This window comes from Paenibacillus nuruki, assembly GCF_001721045.1.
Classification (GTDB): Bacteria; Bacillota; Bacilli; order Paenibacillales; family Paenibacillaceae; genus Saccharibacillus; species Saccharibacillus nuruki.
Window position 1 is genome coordinate 73,575 of the sequence record NZ_MDER01000002.1, and the last position, 14,288, is coordinate 87,862.

11 protein-coding genes are annotated in these 14,288 nt (G+C 40.9%); 3 read left to right on the plus strand and 8 right to left on the minus strand.

Going from position 1 to position 14,288, the window contains the following annotated elements:
- Window positions 1–231: 231 nt before the first annotated feature.
- Genes PTI45_RS00795 through PTI45_RS00805 form a run of 3 tightly spaced genes read left to right on the plus strand, consistent with a single transcriptional unit; the run spans window position 232 to window position 3,723 of the window.
- Window positions 232–2,301, plus strand: coding sequence for an ArnT family glycosyltransferase (locus PTI45_RS00795; RefSeq protein WP_069325646.1), 2,070 nt, complete (start codon window positions 232–234; stop codon window positions 2,299–2,301).
- Window positions 2,302–2,354: 53 nt separating this feature from the next.
- Entirely contained in the window at window positions 2,355–3,359 is a 1,005-nt protein-coding gene (locus PTI45_RS00800; RefSeq protein ID WP_069325647.1) for a glycosyltransferase family 2 protein, read from the plus strand.
- On the plus strand, window positions 3,346–3,723 hold the full coding sequence (locus PTI45_RS00805) for a GtrA family protein (protein WP_069325648.1): 378 nt from the start codon (window positions 3,346–3,348) through the stop codon (window positions 3,721–3,723). Before PTI45_RS00800 ends, PTI45_RS00805 begins: the two co-directional genes overlap by 14 nt.
- 382 nt (window positions 3,724–4,105) lie before the next feature.
- Here the strand turns inward: PTI45_RS00805 and cyoD are convergent, their stop codons facing one another.
- The 8 genes from cyoD to PTI45_RS00845 all read right to left on the minus strand — a co-directional run bounded on the left by cyoD (window position 4,106) and on the right by PTI45_RS00845 (window position 14,267).
- On the minus strand, window positions 4,106–4,447 hold the full coding sequence (cyoD, locus tag PTI45_RS00810; protein WP_069325649.1) for a cytochrome o ubiquinol oxidase subunit IV: 342 nt from the start codon (window positions 4,445–4,447) through the stop codon (window positions 4,106–4,108).
- A gap of 1 nt (window position 4,448) precedes the next feature.
- Window positions 4,449–5,069, minus strand: coding sequence for a cytochrome o ubiquinol oxidase subunit III (gene cyoC, locus PTI45_RS00815; protein WP_069325650.1), 621 nt, complete (start codon window positions 5,067–5,069; stop codon window positions 4,449–4,451).
- On the minus strand, window positions 5,069–7,045 hold the full coding sequence (locus PTI45_RS00820; protein WP_069325651.1) for a cbb3-type cytochrome c oxidase subunit I: 1,977 nt from the start codon (window positions 7,043–7,045) through the stop codon (window positions 5,069–5,071). The genes cyoC and PTI45_RS00820 overlap by 1 nt, the downstream gene beginning before the upstream one ends.
- 68 nt (window positions 7,046–7,113) lie before the next feature.
- A complete protein-coding gene (gene qoxA, locus PTI45_RS00825) occupies window positions 7,114–8,145 on the minus strand; it encodes a cytochrome aa3 quinol oxidase subunit II (RefSeq protein ID WP_069325652.1) in 1,032 nt (343 codons plus the stop codon).
- Window positions 8,146–8,431: 286 nt separating this feature from the next.
- Entirely contained in the window at window positions 8,432–8,701 is a 270-nt protein-coding gene (locus PTI45_RS00830) for a hypothetical protein (protein WP_069325653.1), read from the minus strand.
- A 355-nt stretch (window positions 8,702–9,056) separates the two neighbouring features.
- Window positions 9,057–11,474 (minus strand): glycoside hydrolase family 95 protein, encoded by a 2,418-nt coding sequence (locus PTI45_RS00835; protein ID WP_069325654.1) that lies wholly within the window; start codon window positions 11,472–11,474, stop codon window positions 9,057–9,059.
- 98 nt (window positions 11,475–11,572) lie between these two features.
- Window positions 11,573–13,264: an ABC transporter substrate-binding protein gene (locus tag PTI45_RS00840; RefSeq protein ID WP_069325655.1), complete on the minus strand. Its 1,692-nt coding sequence runs from the start codon at window positions 13,262–13,264 to the stop codon at window positions 11,573–11,575.
- A gap of 100 nt (window positions 13,265–13,364) precedes the next feature.
- Entirely contained in the window at window positions 13,365–14,267 is a 903-nt protein-coding gene (locus tag PTI45_RS00845; RefSeq protein ID WP_069325656.1) for a carbohydrate ABC transporter permease, read from the minus strand.
- Window positions 14,268–14,288: the final 21 nt, after the last annotated feature.

Here is a 14,288-nt window from a genome sequence, read left to right on the forward strand (position 1 = left end):
ATCATTATACTTTCATGAAATTCAAAAAATCTTTTTACCGATTCAGGCTCTACTCATCTGCTATTCATCAAGCGAGAAATTCCTTGTTCCTTAAGGGTTTCTCGCTTTTTTATATGGAATTATAGCAATCTTTAACCGCCTTTAAGGGAACGTTCATTTTTTGTTCATAAAGCCTTGTTATATTTTTTACATAAAGTTGCACAGACGTGATCCACAAAGGAGGATATACAGGTGAAAGAATCCCGCATTCGAAGGATAGATCCCATACTAGCTATACTGGTTATACTAGCTGCGGGTCTTTCGCTATATAACATTAATCAATCAGGTGATCTGAACAGTTACTATACTGCTGCTATAACAAGCATGGTGCAGAGCTGGCATAATTTCTTTTTCAATGCTTATGATCCGGGTGGATTTATTACGATTGATAAGCCTCCTGTCGCTTTTTGGCTTCAAGCAATGAGCGCCAAACTATTTGGGATTCATAGTTGGAGCTTGGCCTTACCTTCAGCACTTGGACTGGCTGGATCGGTCATTTTACTATATCTGATCATCAAGCCTCACTTTGGAGTTACCGCAGCACGAATAGCGGCTTTAATCTTAGCTTTAACTCCGATAGCTGTAGCTGTCAGTCGCACCAACAATGCAGATAGTACCCTTGTATTCTTCCTAATGCTAGCCTCTTATTTTTTATTCAAAAGTGTACGTAGTGGAAAATTACTCACCTTATGTATAGCATTTGGACTGGTGGGTGTAGGGTTCAATACAAAAATGCTTCAAGCGTTTATGGTTCTTCCTGCTTTCTATCTGCTTTACTGGTTCGCTCGCAAAGGGCAATGGAAGCAAAAAGGGCTTCATTTACTAACCGCCAGTGTATTATTGGGAGTGATCTCGTTATCGTGGGCGGTCATTGTGGATGTCACTCCTGCGGATCAACGTCCTTATGTAGGTAGTAGCGGTACATCCAATTCTGTACTTGAATTGGCTCTCGGGTACAACGGTATTAGTCGTTTAACTGGAGAATCTGGTGGTGGTGGTGGCAATATGCCTGCTGGTACACCTGATAGTCGTCGTAACAGTAGTACTGCCAGTGCTGTAAATAGTAAAGATGCATCGTCGACAGCGAAAGCTTCAGCAGGCACATCTCAGTCTACAACAGCTACAACACTATCTGATCAGGCAACACAGACAACCGCTTCGAATACAGCATCTACTCCAACCAACGCTATAAGCGGAACTGCTCCACCACAAAGTGGTTTTGGTGACGGTAATGATGGAGGAAACGGACGATCTGGCGGTGGTGGCATGGGTAGTTCTGGAGGTAGTAATGATGCTGGTAATGCTGGTGTTTTTCGACTTTTCAGTACAGCCAATGCTGGACAAATCGCATGGTTCCTTCCTTTAGCTTTATTAAGCGCGCTGATGTTATGGATTCAACGGCGTGAGCAACGACATATCATTTTATTCTGGGTAGCATGGTTAGTGCCTATGGTTCTCTTTTTTAGTATTGCAGGGCATATACATCGATATTACTTTATTATGATGGCTCCTGCGATTGCGGCTCTGACAGGTGCAGCGATCGCTCATCTATGGCAAAATATACACAAGCGCTGGTTGACGATATTTATGTTTGTCGGTATCGCCACTGGATTATATATCACTATTTCTTTAGATCAAATGGTTCTCGGGATCGCAACTGCTGTGATCGGTGTTATCGCTTGGGTGATTGCACTTCGTACTCATCACATGACATCAACCTTATCTTTGGCACTTACTCTGGTTGCTTTATTGGTAGCTCCTGCTTACTGGTCGATGACTCCAGCACTTTATGGTGGCAATTCCACACAACCTTCTGCTGGACCCGAACTATCAACATCCAGTGGACGCAGTAACAGTAGCAGTGTTGATGAAGGTTTGATTACTTATTTGCAACAACATAACACAGGTGAAAAATATCTAGTTGCTACTTCTTCTTCTCAGACAGCAACGCCTATGATTCTAGCTACAGGCTCTCCTGTTATCGCATGGGGTGGGTTCAAAGGCTCTGATACTGCACTGACTACTACTCAATTAGAGGCTCTAGTAGCCGATGGCGAACTCAAATATGTAGTTCTGGGTGGTGGTATGGGCAGCGGAAGTTCAGACTTAACCACATGGGTGCAAACACATGGTACTGTTATTTCACAAAGTGAATGGAGTGCTGAAGCTACAACAGCAGTAGATACAGTATCTTCAAGTTCTCAGCGTGTTGGCAGTGGAAGAAGTTCTCAACTTACATTATATGAATTACATCAATCTTAACTTTATGGTCTGTCTCTATAAGATCAAGGTTTATCTATAAGGGGGAATGAACTATGCGCTATTCAATCGTTGTACCTGTATATAATGAGGAAGCCGTTGTTCTGGAATGTTATCGTCGTCTGACTGAAGTGATGCAACAGACTCATGAATCGTATGAATTAATTTTTGTAAATGATGGAAGCCGTGATCAGACCGCTTCGATTGTTAATCAACTTTGTGCAAGTGATGCTTCTGTGAAATGGATCGACTTTTCCCGTAACTTTGGTCATCAGATTGCGATCACCGCCGGGATGGATCATGCTCAAGGCGAAGCGATTGTAGTGATAGATGCCGATCTTCAAGATCCACCCGAGTTAATTTTGCAAATGATTGAGAAATGGAAAGAAGGCTTCGATGTTGTCTATGCCACTCGGGCAGAACGTAAAGGTGAAACAGGCTTCAAAAAATGGTCAGCTTCGATGTTCTACCGCACACTGAACAAATTAAGCGATATTGATATTCCATTAGATACAGGTGATTTTCGCTTAATTGATCGTAAAGTATGTGAAGCAATGAAAACAATGAAAGAAAACAATCGCTTTGTTCGTGGTCTTGTGAGCTGGGTCGGATTCCGTCAGACTTCGATCAGTTATGTACGCGAAGAACGGTTTGCAGGTGAAACTAAATATCCACTCAAGAAAATGATCCGCTTTGCATCGGATGCACTGGTTGCCTTCTCGCTCAAGCCTTTAAAATTAGCCAGTATTCTAGGTAGTGTTGTATCGCTATTCAGCTTCTTTTATCTAATTTTTGTACTTGCTCAGAAATTATTACACTTCTCTACAACACCGGGTTGGGCTTCGATTGTGGCAACGATTTTATTTTTAAATGGAATTATATTAGTTATTCTCGGTCTTATCGGTGAATATATTGGTCGGATCTATGATGAGGTGAAGCAACGTCCTTTGTATCTGATACAACAGACTCGAAATTTTGCGCAAGAACAACCGCTATCTGCCCATGAATCCTTACCAGAAAAACGTCGTTTCGTAAGCGAACAACGTCATGCTGGTTTCTAAATGGTTTGCGAATCAAGCGGTTCGCTTTGCTACCGTCGGCGTCTCCAATACAGTAATCGACTTTATCGTATTTATGCTATTACAGAGTTTTACTGGCGTTGTAGCCGCTCAATTTATCGGATATGGTGCAGGTACACTCAACAGTTATCTATGGAATCGACGTTGGACATTTGCACAGGGCACTGGTTGGGATATTCGTGAAATGATTCGCTTTTTACTGGTCAATATAGCAGTAGCTACGGTTACAGCGTGTGCGATTAGTCTGGTTGCTGATCATATTCCTGTCTGGATCGCCAAAATAGTAGTGACTATATTCGGTCTTGGTATCAATTATACTGTCAGTAAATTATGGGTATTTCGTTGAAAACATCGATCTATACAGCAATAACTCATAATATCTATCGTATTCATTTATTTTTCTTTATTGATATCAAAGAGACGAATTCTACTTTTTATCACAGTAGAATCCGTCTCTTTTTGCTATACTGCCTGTATTGTATGAATCTATAAGAAAAGTGTTGAATTTGCTATGGTGTGATTAGCTAAACATGTACATATTTAGCTAGATATGTACATGTTTGATTAGATTTTTCACCTTTGAAATAGAACAAATTAATCTTCTATTACAATCAAGCATATAAAAAAAGCTTTCTTGCTCTTTCTTCTACAGATCAATAACATCTGTATCCGATTGAACAAGAAAGCTCTTATTGTACTATCATACTGCTAAGTCTTTTATCTGTAGATTAGTATCCTACGCCGTTGTAAGCCATGATCCACACAGAACCAGATACAACAACCAGTACAATCGCTAGACCAAAGATCAAAGCCATAACGTTCCAACGAGGTTGGTTACCCGTACGATCGCGTACATGCATGAAGAAGAATAGCTGTACAACGAACTGCAATACCGCAGTGATCATAATGATTAGAATCGTTGCTGTTGCTTGGAACATATGGTTCATAACAACAACCAACGGAATAATCGTTAAGATGATCGAAAGGATAAAACCAATGATATAAGATTTAAGCGAGCCATGAGCATGATCTTCACCATGTGCATGTGAATCTGTTGAATGCTGCGCCATATTACATCACCCCCAACAAGTAGACGACGGATAGCAAGAAGATCCATACCGCGTCCAAAAAGTGCCAGTACAAGCTGATGACGTTAATCTTACCGCGTGTCACATCAGTGATTCCACGACGTGACAATTGAATAATCAATAACAACATCCAGACGAGACCAACTGAAACGTGAAGTCCGTGAGTCCCGACAAGCGTGAAGAATGCACTTAGGAATGCACTTGCAGAGATTCCGTGTCCTTCACCAATCAATTTCACGAACTCAGTGACTTCAAGCCCGATAAATGCCGCACCTAGAACAAAAGTAACGATCAACCAAGAAATCAGTTGTTTAACATTTCCTCTGTTCATAGCAAGTACAGCAAGTCCACTTGTGAAACTACTTGTTAACAAGATAAATGTCTCAGCAATAACGCCGGGCATTTCGAATATTTCTGCACCACCGGGACCACCGGCAGTGTTTTTATGAAGAACCACATACGTTGCAAATAAAGTACCGAACAAGATAACGTCGGTAATTAGGAAGATCCAGAAACCAAGAAGTTTCATTTCTTGCGGATCGTGATGCCCGTGGTCATGACTATGATCATGGTCGTGACCATGCTGTGATACAGCTTGTGCCATTAGACCGTCCCCCTTATCGATGCTTCCGTCTTCTCAATTTCTTCAACTGGAATGTAATAGTCGGTGTCGTATTGGAACGAGCGAGCAATCATACAACCTGCTACACCAATCAGACCAAGAACCGCCATCCATGTCCATAAGAAGACAAAGCCGAATCCGGCAATAAAGAAGAATGTTGACATTATAATTGGAATAGAAGAGTTTTTCGGCATATGAATTGGTGCATATACAGGTTTCGGCGGATTTTTCGGAAGCTTACCAGCCGCACGACGCTGTTTCTCAACCCATAGCGGATCTCTACTATCCACAACTGGAACCACTGCAAAGTTATACTCTGGTGCAGGAGAAGGAATACTCCATTCCAAAGTATGAGCGTCCCAGATATCGCCAGTCGTATCGACTTCACGATGTTTGATACTGTAAGCAATTTGTAGAACTTGGAACAAGAACGCAACACCCATCAAGTATGCACCCATAGTGGATACAACGTTTAATGGACCCCAGCCAGTGTCCCAATCAAATGTACTAATACGACGAGTCATACCCATTAGACCAAGCAAGTATTGAGGCATGAAACATACATAGAAACCAATGTTCCAGAACCAGAATGCCCATCTACCTAATGTTTCGTTCAGTTTGAAACCGAACATTTTTGGCCACCAGTAGTACATACCAGCAAAGTAACCGAATACTACACCACCGATAAGAACTTGGTGGAAGTGAGCAATAAGGAAGTAACTGTTATGATACTGGAAGTCAGCAGGAGCTACAGACAATAGAACCCCTGTCATACCACCGATAATAAAACATGGGATAAATCCGATCGTCCAGAGCATCGGTAGATCGAACCTGATTCGACCGCGATACATCGTAAACAACCAGTTAAAGATTTTAACCCCTGTTGGAATAGCGATAAGCATCGTAGATAATGCGAAGAACGCATTAACATCTGCGCCGGAACCCATCGTGAAGAAGTGATGCGCCCAGGTAAAGAAGGATACGAATGCAATAATCAACATGGCGAATACCATGGATGTGTAACCAAATAGCTTTTTACGTGAGAATACGCTGACGATTTCGGAGAAAATACCGAACGCCGGTAATATAACAATGTATACCTCAGGGTGACCCCACATCCAGATCAAGTTGATATACATCATCGGGTTACCGCCACCATCGAGTGTAAAGAAGTGAGCCCCCGCAAACCTATCAATAAATAATAGTGCTAGTGTAACAGTCAAAATTGGGAAAGCGAAAATGATAATGACACATGTTGCAAATACAGACCATGTAAACATAGGCATCTTCATAAATGTCATGCCTGGAGCACGCATTTTGATAATCGTTACTATGAAGTTAATACCTGTTGCAAGTGAACCAATACCTGAGATCTGAATACCCCAGATGTAGAAGTTCTGTCCAGGTCCTGGATTAAATTGTAGTTCTGATAGCGGTGGATAACTTAACCATCCTGCATCCGGTGAACCACCGATAACGAAAGATAAGTTAAATAACATTGCGCCCAAGAAGAACAACCAGAAACTTAGTGCGTTTAAGAATGGATAAGCTACATCGCGTGCTCCTAATTGAAGAGGCACCACGATATTAAAGAGACCGAACATAAATGGCATCGCCATAAACAGGATCATAACTACGCCATGCGTGGTAAAGACCTGATTATAATGTTCAGGATGTAAAAATTCGAGATTTGGGAATGCGAGTTGAGTACGCATCATAATGGCATCCACGCCACCACGGAACAACATCAAAATCGAAGCAAGAATATACATGATACCGATTTTTTTGTGGTCAACTGTTGTTAAATAATTACGCCACAACCAGCCCCATTTTTTGAAATAGGTGAGTCCCACAACGATAGCAATCATCGCAAGTCCGATAGATACATCTGCACCGTAAATTAGTGGGTCGCCGGTGACGAAAAAGTCAGATGCAAAATCTTTAATTTTCTCGAGCATCGGGGAGCTCCTTTCCCTGTCTTTTATGTCACACGCTACGGTACAACTAATTTCAAATAACTTTGAACTTAATTGCTAGTATTCGTGTCCGTGCTTTCTTGATCGTTCATTTCCATACCATCATGCTCATTGGTTCCCATATCACTTTGTCCTTCTTCACTTTCTTTCTCATTGATCTGAGTTGAAGGAGTGGTATGAGTAGCACGATCTTTACCGCCTGCCAAACCACCTGGCAAGTATTTGGTTACGAGTTGTTGGAACAATCCTTCTGGGAATGCAGAGAACGTCTGTTTGTCAGCTGTTCCTGGAACCGTTAGTGATTGGTATGTTTCCATACTCATAGGTTTAGACTCGGTTTTAACTTTATTCACCCAAGTCTGGTATTGCTCGTCAGATACAGCATTCACATCGAATCTCATTTGGGCAAAGTGCTCACCACTGAAGTTAGCACCTGATCCAAAGAATGTTCCTTGATGATCAGCTTGTAGATACAATGTCATAGCCATACCCGACATCGTATAAATTTGTCCACCAAGTTCTGGAACCCAGAATGAGTTCATAGGTGCATCAGAAGTCAGTTCAAATCGTACAGGTGTATCTTCTGGAATCGTAATCGAGTTCACAGAAGCGATACCTTCTTCCGGGTACATAAATAACCATTTCCAGTCCATAGATGCTACTTGGATTGTAATAGGTTGCTTCTGTGATTGAATCGCTACAGAAGGTTCTAATGCATAGGTGTAACGAACAGTTACAATACCAAGTACAGCAATAACGATGATTGGAATCCCCCACCAGATGGTTTCAAGTTTGGTGCTGTGGTTGAAATCCGGATCGTATTTTGCCTTTCTACCTGGTTTGTCACGGTATCTCCACACTATAACAAAAGTGAGTATTGTTACCGGAACAATAACAATGGCAGTTAGAATCGTTGAAATCACGATTAGATCTCTTTGTCCTGCTGCAATAGGTCCTTTCGGATCGAGAACAAAGTAATTGTGGCTACCTGCATAAAGCGCCCATACTGTCAAAGCCAGTGACAGAACCGACACAATAATCATAACCCACATCATAAGACGAGAACCCGGTTTTTTGTTCATCTTAATCCCCTTTCTCACATAACGTTTAAGACGTTCATAATATTGAAACCACACATTTCTATGTTAACACTAAGTGTGCTATTTGCGTATCCATAGAAGGTGTAAATTCCACATTTTTTTGACTTGTTAACAAATCTGTCAATTTATTAACAGGTTATCGTGAATCTTTTCACATTATTTATATATTATCATATTGTGATTCCGTAAAAAAGCCCCTTTAAGAACTAATTCTTAAAGGAGCATGTATTTAATTGAAAAAGTTAACGTTCTGTTACAAAAGATATGTTTAATCGTCGTTGATACTTTCTTTTCCTTCTTCATTACGCACTTGCATTGAACCGATCGATTTACCAATAAAGTAGATAAACACGCTACCTACTACACATCCGATCCCCATCATCAGTCCAGCATTGTTATCGTTAAAAGGTTGGATATTCAAAATAATCGTTACTACACCCACAGCAAAAGCGATCCAACCGATGATCGTTAGCAAACGAGTTAATCCACGAGCATTTTTTCCGGGTGAATTTGAACGGCCTTTTGTATTTGTCGCCATGATTAAAGCACTCCCCTCTTCATGTTAGTAGCCATAGTGACTCCAAATGTAGGAGCACTTTACCAATTACGTTGCTAGGTTATAGTATCTATTACCACAATTCACCCTTTTTGATTCGGTATTCATTCATATTCTTTTAATTTCTCTTTTATTTCTTTGAAAATATAAACAAATCGTGAATATTCTTATAGAAAAAAGCCATATTCTCTGCTTTGAACAGAAAGTATGACTTTTTTTCTCGATCTCATTATTATAATAATAATTTCATATTCAATAAGAATATATTTATATATAGAAGGAAAAAGATAAATAAGCGTCATATTCATTGATTTTGGCAACGAATAAGTTGCGATATTTAGCTATTTGCTATCAATCTATAACTTCTGCCCGCTTCAGCAGTAAACTCCAGTACAAAGTCATGTTGTGAATGATTCGGTTCAGTAACCGTACAAGCAGTCAACGGATCATCTAATTGCAAAGCCGTAGAACTCACTAATCGACATGTTCCATGAAACGGTGATTCTACTGTGACTTCAAGCAGTTCTCCTTGATGCCAGCTCATATCAACAATATATCCACCACGCGCACGCAGCCCTTTAACTTTGCCTTTATTCCATACTTTTGGCAAAGCAGGGAGTAGATGCAGTTCTTGTAAATGGCTCTGTAGCAACATTTCAGCAATACCTGCTGTTCCACCAAAATTACCATCTATCTGAAATGGAGGATGAGCATCAAACAGATTGGGATATGTAGAACGTGCCAGTAATGTACTTACAAATTCATGAGCCGTCTCTCCATCTAATAGACGAGCATAGAGATTAATTAACCATGCACAACTCCAACCTGTATGTCCGCCACCATGCTGAATACGTCGTTCCAGCGAGACACGCACAGCTTCTACAAGCTCAGGAGTCTGATAACGATTGATCTCATTGCCGGGATAAAGACCATACAAATGAGACACATGACGATGACCTGGCTCGTGCTCTTCATAATCACGATACCATTCTTGCAACTGACCATGACGACCAATATGAAAAGGATATAGGCGCTCAGAAGCCTTTTGGAGTGTGATTGCCCACTCTTGATCGACTTCTAGCAATGCTGTACTGGTAATACAATGCTGAAATAATTCACGGATCAGAGTCATATCCATAGTTGATGTCGCTGATGTACTGCAAGGTTCACCTGTTGTGGTCAGAAATTTATTTTCTGGTGAAGTGGACGGAATCGTCACGAGATAACCTTGACGATCTTCTACTAACCAATCAAGCGCAAATTGTGCAGCTTCTTTGAGAATGGGATAAGCAGAATCACGTAAAAAGTCCAAGTCTCGATTGTATTCATAATGCTCCCACAAATGGGCACATAACCAGATACCCCCTAATGGCCAGAATGCCCAGCTTGCATCGCCTTGAGTGGGTACAGCCAGTCGCCAGAGATCACTATTGTGATGTGTCGTCCAACCTTTAGCCCCATAGTGTACTTTCGCCACTTCTTGACCACTCTGACTCAGATCTTCAATCATTCGGAATAACGGCTGATGACATTCAGACAACTGACATACTTCAGCAGGCCAATAATTCATCTGGGTATTGATATTGGTTGTATAATCACTATTCCACGGTGCTTGGACATGTTCATTCCATATCCCTTGTAGATTAGCAGGCTCACTTCCCGGACGCGAAGACGCAATTAACAAATATCTTCCATAATGGAAATAAAGTGCTTCTAATGTTGGATCATGACGATGTTGTTGATACTGCTGTAGTCGTTGATCCGTCGGTAATTCATGATTGACAACAGAAGTGGAGGTCTCCTGAGCTTGTTCATCGCCTAGTTCTAACTCTACACGGTTAAATAGACGGCTGTAATCATCGACATGCTGTTGTAACAATAATTCGTATCCGATACTTCCTGCTTCATTGATAAACGCTAGACTTTCTTCGGACAAGATACGTCCACTGCTTCCAGAGGGCTTATCGTACCCTTCAAAATCAGTTACTATCGACAATACAATCATGATTTCATGAGCATCTTGAATCCATAATTGCTCCTCTTGAGCCTGAATACGACCGTGATCCAGATACACTTTGACCCCCATATGAAAATGAATACCATGTTCTGCTTCGGCATCATAGTTGTACGGTGGTTCATACTGGCGATAATCTTCGATACTTGGTAAGCAATATCCACTTAAAGATAATTCATGATCTTGTGTATAGATTCGATGAGGTTGCACACTATCTAAACGCACACGGATATTCAGTGGCTGTTCTCCATGAGTACGCAAGCGGTAGACCATAACTTGTTGCGGATGGCTGACAAATACTTCTTTTTCTATATATTGTCCATCTGCTTGCCATGAAGTACGAGTTAGAGCTTGATCCAATAGTAGCTCACGTCGGTAATCTGTAATCACAGGTTCATCGGAAGAATACTCGAGATCCACCCACAGATCACCAGCCGGTTGATACCCTTCTGTATCTTGCCCTAACATTTGAGTATTAATAATCGACTGTGCTTCTTCTAATTGCTCATCCAGAATAAGTTCTCGTACTTTGGACAGTTGAGTTAGGCTACTTCTGTTGACTGTCTCACGAGGCTTACCTGACCATAATGTATCTTCATTTAATTGAATACGATCATGCTGGATTCCTCCGAATACCATTCCACCCAGACGACCATTTCCAATAGGCAACGCTTCTTCCCAGAGTTGCGCAGGTTGGTTGTACCATAGTTGCCATAATGGCTTGCTCTGTTGATCGATCATATTTTGACCTCCCTATTCAATTCATACATAAAGGGGCTTCGTGAATCCGAAGCCCCTCTTGTTATGGTGTTACCTTTTTTGTGATGTGTAGTTTCTGTTTATTTGGCAGCTACAGGTTTGCTCCACAATTCAACCGTATCTTTGATTAATTGTGTATACGATGCTTCCATTTTTTTCATCGGTTCTGTACTTAGCTCAGCAACCATTTCATCATAAACAGTATCAAACTCTTCTGGAGAAGCTAAGATTGCTTCAGGAATACGTTTGCGAACAATATCTTGTCCTTTTTGGAAGTTTACTGTGTACTCTTGATCATCTGGTGCTGGTAAGTTATAAGCCGCACCCCATGGTTTAACAGGGAATTCATCTTTTTGTGGGAAGATATCTTTCCATGTTGTTGCACCATAAGCTTTTAATGTTTCTTTTTCAGCAGCAGTGTAACCAGCAATGATTTGTTCAGGGAAGTTGGTAGTGTAGTAGTTACCTGTTGAATCTTTTACTCCATCCCCATAATGAACACCAAATGCAGTATATCCACTGACACCCGTTGTTTTAACAAAGTTCGTGTTGTCGTTGGTTTTTTTATCTTGAACATCCGCAGGAATAATGCGTTTGCCATCTTTCATTTCATAGTGCTTACCTTCGATACCCCATTGATTCAAGATTTGAGCTTCATCAGAAGACATCCAATCTAAGAATTTGATGATACGAATAGGATCTTTAGCAGATGTTGTAATCCCTACACCATAACCTACAGGTGCTCCGATATCTTGGAAAGAACGATCTTTTGTTTCTGTGTTTAACTGTACAGGATAATGACCGTATGTGCGTTCAGGCATACCTGAAGATTTCAAAGCATTTTCAGCTTGTTGGTAATCCCAATCTTGATCGATTAGACCTAGAACACGTCCACTCGCAATTTTAGAATTGTATTGATCTGTTTTTTGTGTGAACGTCTCAGGATCTAACAAACCTTCGTTATACATATGGTTTAACCAGCGGAAGTATTCTTTTTCTTCTGGACGTTTGTAATGAAGTTGTGCTTCATACGTTTCAGGATTGATATAGAATTCTCCATCATCCGGTGCACCTGTCGCTAAGAAACCAGGGTTTGTAACCGTAATCATAATTTTCCAATCATCAGCATTCAATGACAATGGAATCGTTGGTTGTCCATTGATCGTTGGATGTTTTTCTTTGTAATCTTTTAATACTTTTTCGAAATCTTTAACAGTTTCGATTTTAGGATAGCCCATTTCTTTCATCACAGCATGTTGAACTTCAAATCCACCACCTGCGTCAAAGCTTGTTTGCCCTACGCCAGCATTGGTTGGCAATACATAGATCGAAGGATCTTCTTTGCTGTATTGTAGACGAGCAAGGTCATCTCCATATACTTTTTTGATATTTGGGCCATATTTATTAATAAGGTCAGTCAGGTCAATCAATGCCCCTGCTTCGACTAATTTGGTAATGGAGCCTTTAGGGAAAATCATATCTGGATACGTACCTGAAGCCGTCATCAAAGCAATTTTCTGTGTACCGCCGCCACTTACATCGTACTCGGCATTGATTGTAACATTGGTTGCTTTTGTGATTTCTTTACCAACTTCGTCTTGCATACCATTCCACGTTGGGTTCGCATCAGAACCAAAAAATGAAATCGTCATCGGTGTAGATACATCGGATGTTTCTGTTTCTACTGGATCTGAACTTCCACATGCAGTGACACTCGCAAGTGCTACCACTAATAGTGGAGCTAAAGCATATCTGAATAATTTTCTCGGCATTAAAATTGCCTCCCTTTTGAATATAGATATTACTTTGATCATAGAGCAGGTTAGAAAACACTATATGCTAAGGTGGTGAGACACCACCCGATAGCCAACATTAAGCTTTAACAGCACCCAGTGTCATACCGCTTACAAAATACTTTTGCAAGAACGGATACACAGCCAAGATCGGTAACGTTACTACAATCGTGATCGCCATACGAATCGATTCTGGTGAAATACTTGCCATCTGTTTTGCCATATCGTTTGCGTTGACTGCACCACTTTGTTGTGTACTTTGTTGCAATACTTTCATCAACTCGTACTGTAGGGTAGTCCATTCTGGACTGCTCGCATTATACAGATACGTATCAAACCATGAGTTCCATTGTCCAACAGCCAAGAACAAGGCGATCGTAGCTAGTACTGGCTTACATAGTGGCAAAATAACTTTCCAATAGATTGTAAAATCATTCGCTCCGTCTAGCTTCGCTGATTCTTGTAATGCGTACGGTAAGCCATCGATAAAGGAGCGGATAATAAATACGTTAAATGCACTGACGATACCAGGTAATACATAGACCCAGAATGTTCCGATCAAGTGCAAATCTCTCATCAACAAGAACGTAGGCACAAGACCAGCAGTCACATACATCGTTAACGCTAGAAATGTAGAAATGAATTTACGAGCTTGAAAATCGACCCGACTTAGTGTAAATGCCAGCATCGAAGCACTAAGCAATCCAAGTATAGTCCCTACAATTGTTCTGAGTACCGAGATCCATGCCCCTGTTAACAATCCTTGATACTGGAAAATAGTTGCATAGTTCTCTAAAGTGAACGCTCTTGGGAAAATATGAATACCGCCTCGAACCGTATCTGTCGATTGATTTAACGAAATAGCCAGTACGTTCAAGAAAGGATATAACGTGACTATAAGTACCATTAACATCACTATCGTGTTACAAATATCGAATATTTTATCGCCTCTGGTCGCATTAAATGCTTTGTTTGCTGCCATGGTCGCTCGCCTCCTTTTGAA